Origin of the sequence: Citrobacter sp. S55_ASV_140 (genome assembly GCF_018919505.1) — a bacterium.
Lineage (GTDB): Bacteria > Pseudomonadota > Gammaproteobacteria > Enterobacterales > Enterobacteriaceae > Citrobacter > Citrobacter werkmanii.
Window position 1 is genome coordinate 1 of sequence record NZ_JAHLQZ010000306.1, and the last position, 3,138, is coordinate 3,138.

General features: G+C 52.7%; 3 protein-coding genes. 1 reads left to right on the forward strand and 2 read right to left on the reverse strand.

Annotated elements, in window-relative coordinates:
* Positions 1-1,269, reverse strand: a 1,269-nt coding sequence (malF, locus tag KQJ18_RS22905; RefSeq protein WP_216422832.1) for a maltose ABC transporter permease MalF, incomplete at its 3' end; no start/stop codon positions are given.
* Positions 1,270-1,399: 130 nt separating this feature from the next.
* The gene (malE, locus tag KQJ18_RS22910; RefSeq protein ID WP_032940895.1) at positions 1,400-2,590 is read right to left on the reverse strand and encodes a maltose/maltodextrin ABC transporter substrate-binding protein MalE; all 1,191 of its coding nucleotides are present in this window, start codon (positions 2,588-2,590) and stop codon (positions 1,400-1,402) included.
* A 360-nt stretch (positions 2,591-2,950) separates the two neighbouring features.
* Here malE and KQJ18_RS22915 point away from each other — a divergent pair.
* Positions 2,951-3,138: ATP-binding cassette domain-containing protein (locus KQJ18_RS22915; RefSeq protein WP_216422833.1), on the forward strand; the 188-nt coding region annotated here is incomplete at its 3' end.

Genomic DNA, 3,138 nt, shown 5'->3' on the forward strand with positions numbered 1-3,138 from the left:
GATCAGCAGCGGTAACGTAATTTTAAAGAAGTTCTGGAACGGACCCGCGCCGTCCATTGCCGAGGCTTCATACAGATCGTCAGGAATCGCTTTCAGCAGCCCCATGCACAGGATCATCATGTACGGATAACCCAGCCAGGTGTTAACGATGATAATCATCGAACGCGCGGTGGTTGGATCGCTAAACCAGGCCGGCTTGATACCAAACAGCGCGCTGAGCATCATGTTGATTTCACCAAAACTCTGGTTGAACAGCCCTTTGAAAATCAGAATCGAGATAAACGACGGTACGGCGTAGGGCAGAATCAGCAGGACGCGGTAAATCGCTTTGCCCTTCAGAGATTCCCACTGCACCAGACAGGCCAGCACCATACCCACAGCCACGGTCAGAATCACCGTCAGGACTGAGAACACTACCGTCCAGATAAAGATGGCGAAGAACGGTTTCTGGATGCCCTCGTCGGTAAATACGCGGGTGAAATTGTCCCAGCCGATGGTGACGGTATAGCCCGGGCTGAGTTTTTCAGTACCCCAGCTACCGTCTGCGTTAATGGTCTGATAATAACCAATATCGTTATTAGCGCGGTACTTCACGCCGCTTTGGTTGTTGGTGAGCGTCCCATCATCGGCCAGAGAGTAGAGCGGCTGCGTACCTGAGAACTGACGCAGTGAACTCATGATGACTTTGCTTTCGTCCGGCAGAATGGCTGTTAGCTGAGTCAGCGCCTGACGATTCTGGGTGATGATGCGCAGCGTCGCACGTTCGCCCGCTGGTAGCGCCTCGGTTTCTTTTAACTGCAGCTTCTGTTCGCCGCCAAATTTAAAGGCGTCGGAAACATAATTTTTTCCCGTTTCACCGTCGGTGAGGGCCAGTTGCCACTCATCACCCGCCGGATACAGGCCAAAGTTGTAAGTTTTACCTGCCTGATAAGAACGATCCATCAGGACTTGTTGAGCACGTTCAAAGGTCAGTTGGTTGGTGCTGCTGTAGTTGGTAAAAGCAATGGCGATGGTACAAATGAGCGGAAACAGGACAAACAGCCCCATACCGGCCACGCCAGGATAAACATAGCGCCAGGCATAGGCTTTACGGTTAGCGAAAATATACAGGCCAACAGAGCTTAAAATTAGCGTCATGATGGCAAACAGATACTCCCCCTGAGCGTACATCAAAACAACAAGGTAACCGACCAGCAGACCAAGCAGACCCATTACTGACCATTTCAGCATGTCGCTTTGCCACCAGTGTTTCTTTTTAATGACATCCATGGGGTTCAATCCTCAACAACAATGAAAACCTGTTGGTCAGCGTGCCTGATGGCGCTGCGCTTATCAGGCCTACATACGTTGTAGGCCGGATAAGGCATGTATGCCGCCATCCGGCACGTTCACAACTGTATTACTTGGTGATACGACCCTGCGCGTCTTTCAGCGCGGCATCGACGGTCTGACGACCGCTGGCGGCGTTGATCACTGCGGTACGCACGGCATACCAGAATGCGGACATCTGCGGGATGTTCGGCATGATTTCGCCTTTCTGGGCGTTATCCATGGTGGCTGCGATACGCGGATCTTTCGCTAACTGTTCCTGGAAGGATTTCAGCGCAACCGCGCCCAGTGGTTTGTCCTTGTTCACTTCATCCAGACCCTGGTCGGTCAACAGGTAGTTTTCGAGGAACTCTTTCGCCAGTTCTTTGTTCGGGCTGGCGGCGTTGATACCCGCGCTCAGTACGCCAACGAACGGTTTAGACGGCTTGCCTTTGAAGGTTGGCAGCAGCGTAACGCCGTAGTTCACCTTGCTCTTATCGATGTTGGACCACGCCCACGGACCGTTGATGGTCATCGCGGTATCGCCTTTGTTAAAGGCCGCTTCGGCGATGGAGTAGTCGGTATCCGCATTCATGTGTTTGTTTTTGATCAGGTCGACCAGGAAGGTCAGGCCCGCTTTCGCGCCAGCGCTATCCACGCCCACGTCTTTCACGTCGTACTTGCCGTTTTCAAACTTGAACGCGTAACCGCCGTCGGCGGCAATCAGCGGCCAGGTGAAGTACGGTTCTTGCAGGTTGAACATCAGCGCGGATTTACCTTTCGCTTTCAGCTCTTTATCCAGCGCCGGAATTTCTTCCCAGGTTTTCGGTGGGTTCGGAACGAGGTCTTTGTTGTAAATCAGCGACAGCGCTTCCACGGCGATCGGGTACGCAATCAGTTTGCCGTTATAGCGTACGGCATCCCAGGTGAACGGATAGAGCTTGTCCTGGAACGCTTTGTCTGGCGTGATTTCAGCCAGCAGGCCAGATTGTGCGTAGCCGCCAAAACGGTCATGCGCCCAGAAGATGATGTCCGGGCCGTCGCCAGTCGCGGCAACCTGCGGGAACTTCTCTTCCAGCTTGTCCGGGTGCTCAATGGTAACTTTGATACCCGTGTCTTTCTCGAATTTTTTACCCACTTCAGCGAGGCCGTTATAGCCTTTGTCGCCGTTAATCCAGATGACCAACTTACCTTCTTCAATCTTGGCGAGAGCCGAGGCGGAAAACATCATCGTCGTTAATGCAGACAATGCGAGGATGCGTGCGCCAGTTTTGATATTCATAGTTCCCATCCTGTTTGGTGATTTTGCAGAGGTGGCTTAACGGGTACTAGTTTCTTTATACGGCAACCTCTTTCCATCCTCCTTACACCTACGCCCCACCCGTTCTTTATGTGATCTGTGTTACATAAATGTGAGTATTGCGCACTGGCGCACATAAAACCCCACCCATTTTTGCAAGCTGCATCACGAAATTCCTCTGAGGCTGGTGGTCCGGGTCTCAGACGCTGCGCTCTCATCCTCCCGCCTCCTCCCCCATAAAAAAGCTGGGGGGTGGAGGATTCACGCCCGTGAGGGATAACGCATAGTCAGTCCATCATGAATGTTGCTGTCGATGACAGGTTGTAACGAAGGGAGAAGGGCATGGCGAGCGTACAGCTGCGAAATGTAACGAAAGCCTGGGGTGACGTGGTGGTATCGAAGGATATCAATCTCGACATTCACGAAGGGGAGTTCGTGGTGTTTGTCGGACCGTCAGGCTGTGGTAAGTCGACCTTGCTGCGTATGATCGCCGGACTTGAAACCATCACCAGCGGCGACCTGTTTATCGG

Excerpts from the sequence above, each read along its gene's own strand:
- malE (WP_032940895.1), bottom strand. The coding sequence starts at position 2,590 with ATGAATATCAAAACTGGCGCACGCATCCTCGCATTGTCTGCATTAACG.